The following is a 2,383-nucleotide window of genomic DNA, read 5'->3' as shown; positions in this document are numbered from 1 at the left end:
AGCCTGGAAGGCTCAGGGGCTACCGAACAGCCAGTAAGGAGGACCAAACTCAGTCTAGGTGAATAACAAATTTATTTCCAAAAGGGTAGAGCTTACTCTGCCTTGGAATAGAAATAGACTAATAGTCGGTCGTAGTGATGAGTAGAAAATTCCTTCTATTCAAGACGATATAAAAAGATCTTTTTTAGAAACACTTCCAAGCGACAACACCCAGAGAAGCTGAACTAGACGCTCTGGGCAGGCAATAAAGTAAGGGGCACCTATTCCCTCTAGCGTCTTTCTTTCAACTAAGGCATGTTTACGCTCACCAGTACCGACAGGCATTAGCCGTCATTTGCGTTATCTGCTCGGTCCGCCCGAGGTAAGCATCGCTGGTTTACCCATTTCGTATTTCCGTTCGAATTCTTTTGATATTGCTTGCGAGTACTACCCCTTACATAGACCCCTACAGCCGTTTATTTTCTGTACAGTCAAGATTGCCTAAAGGCTAATTTTTCAGCTATGTTGCGAATCCCTTTTTTACTCCGGTTGGCCAGTTTAGGTTTACTGCTACAGCCATTCTTCGCTCAGGCTCAGCAGACCTACAGTTGGGAGAATCTACCCGTGATCGACCAGCCCCGCTTTCGGGCCGATACCTTTCTGGTTACTTCCTACGGAGCCAAAGGCGATGGTCTGACGCTGAATACGAAAGCCATCAACCGGGCCATTGCCGAGTGTAGTCAGAAAGGCGGTGGGGTTGTCGTGATTCCAGCGGGTTTGTGGATGAGTGGTCCGGTCGTTCTGAAAAGTAACGTCAACCTGCACCTGAAAAAAGCTGCGACGTTGCTTTTCACGCCGGATAAATCACAATATGCTTTAACCGAAGGCTTTTACGAAGGTAAAGCGGCCGCCCGTAACCAGTCCCCCATCTCGGGTACGGATCTGGAAAATGTGGCCCTGACCGGTCAGGGTATCGTAGACGGTAACGGCGATGTCTGGCGAGCCGTCCATCAGCGTCAGCTAACCGATTCGCAATGGAAGGAAAAATTAGCTTCCGGCGGCGTGTTGAGCGATGACCAGAAAACCTGGTACCCGAGTGTCGCTTTTAAAACAGCCAGTCAGGAGAATAAAAGTATGCTCCTGACGTCGGGCAAATCCCTTTCCGACTTTGCTGACATGAAGGATTTTCTACGTCCCAATCTGGTCGTGTTGTTGCGATGCAAAAAGGTGTTACTCGAAGGACTCACCTTCCAGAATTCTCCGGCCTGGTGTCTGCATCCGCTCCTTTGCCAGCACCTGACGCTGCGTAAGCTGACCGTTAAAAATCCGGAATACGCTCACAATGGAGACGGTATGGACATTGAATCCTGCAAAAACTTTCTCGTAGAAGACTGCTCGCTCGATGTAGGCGATGACGCCATTTGCATCAAATCGGGGAAAGACGAAGAAGGCCGTAAACGCGGCGTTCCGACCGAAAACGGAATCATTCGTAACAACATCGTTTATAATGGTCACGGCGGTTTTGTGGTAGGCAGTGAAATGAGCGGCGGAGCCCGGTATCTGTTTGTATCCAACTGTACCTTCATGGGAACGGATAAAGGGCTGCGGTTCAAATCCGTACGGGGTCGGGGCGGCGTGGTTGAACATATCTACGCCCGTAACATTTTCATGAAAGACATTGCTCAGGAGGCCATCTTTTTTGATATGTACTACTTCGTAAAATTCGCGACCGACAGCCCCCGCGACGAGCGACCCATTGTCAATGAAGGCACACCCGTTTTTAGAAATATGGTCTTTGAAAATGTCGTGTGTCAGGGAGCTAAAAAGGGGGTTTTCGTTCGTGGATTACCTGAAATGCCCATTCAGCAGGTGCGTATGAAAAACCTGATTCTGGAAACTGAACGGGGTGTAGAACTCATTGACGCCCGCGGGATTAGTCTCGATCAGGTACAACTGGTAACGAATACAGTTGAGCCGCTGGTCTTTATTGAAAATAGTCAGCACCTTACGTTTAATTCAGTCGAATACGCGGGTAAGATGCCGATTCTATTTTCGGTAAACGGCGAACGCAGTCAGGATATTCATATACAAAAAACGGACGTTCAGACCAATCAGACCGTCTTTGCCAACGGAGCAAAGGCCTTTTCGTTAAAGTAGAAAAGTTTGTCATCCGAGCCTGGTTGTGCGGGTATGCCAAACGATCCGTTCGCTTAATCTGATAAGCGAACGGATCGTTTGGCATGCACTAACTCTTATATATATACGTCTATAAATTAAAACGTCTTTACCCATGAATCTTGCACTAGTTCGAACTCAACAGCCCGTATGAAATGCGGGGTGCGTCCAGTCCGGTAGGCACAGCCTACCAACGTTTGCGTCCGTAGCAAATGCTACGGACAACGCG

At 48.5% G+C, this 2,383-nt stretch carries 1 protein-coding gene; it reads left to right on the top strand.

Annotated features, from left to right (window positions below; translation table 11 throughout):
* The first annotated feature begins 501 nt into the window (after nucleotides 1-501).
* Nucleotides 502-2,136, top strand: coding sequence for a glycoside hydrolase family 28 protein (locus BWI93_RS27135; RefSeq protein WP_094817067.1), 1,635 nt, complete (start codon nucleotides 502-504; stop codon nucleotides 2,134-2,136).
* The last annotated feature ends 247 nt before the right edge of the window (nucleotides 2,137-2,383 follow it).

The organism is Siphonobacter sp. BAB-5385 (assembly GCF_002261125.1).
Taxonomy (GTDB): domain Bacteria; phylum Bacteroidota; class Bacteroidia; order Cytophagales; family Spirosomataceae; genus Siphonobacter.
This window is presented reverse-complemented; position numbering and strand designations above follow the sequence as displayed.

Excerpts from the sequence above, each read along its gene's own strand:
- BWI93_RS27135 (WP_094817067.1), top strand. The coding sequence starts at position 502 with ATGTTGCGAATCCCTTTTTTACTCCGGTTGGCCAGTTTAGGTTTACTG.